The 359-nt window shown below is 44.3% G+C and carries 1 protein-coding gene; it reads right to left on the bottom strand.

Annotated features, from left to right (window positions below):
* A partial coding sequence (locus FC83_RS13470; RefSeq protein ID WP_156405609.1) for an IS3 family transposase occupies window positions 1–359 on the bottom strand: 359 nt, incomplete at both ends.

The raw sequence follows: 359 nt of genomic DNA, 5'->3' as shown, positions 1-359 counted from the left end.
TTGTGCTTACCATAGGTCACAAAAGTTGAATCAGTTGCCCATACCTCATTGATACCCTTACGTTCAAAATCACCGTTTAAGGTATTCTCCGCAATATAATCTGCTTGGGTTTTATGATAGCCAGGCCGTTTCTTGCGGATGACAGATACCATGCCTGATTGGCGCATCAATCTATAGATGCGCTTATGATTTACCTTGGGCAACCCTTGGCGTTCCAACCATACATTGATAGCTGTTGTCATACTGTGGGTACCACGGGTCCTGTTGCTTTGCTCAAACTCAATTTTGATTTGCGCTAAGATCAATTCATTGAATTCTGCAGGAGCTGGATTTGTGGCACGACCGCCACTACACCAGTA

Source organism: Agrilactobacillus composti DSM 18527 = JCM 14202, assembly GCF_001436375.1.
In the GTDB taxonomy this organism is placed as follows: Bacteria; Bacillota; Bacilli; order Lactobacillales; family Lactobacillaceae; genus Agrilactobacillus; species Agrilactobacillus composti.
The sequence above is the reverse complement of the archived record's forward strand: the minus strand, read 5'-3'. Positions and strand labels throughout refer to the sequence as shown.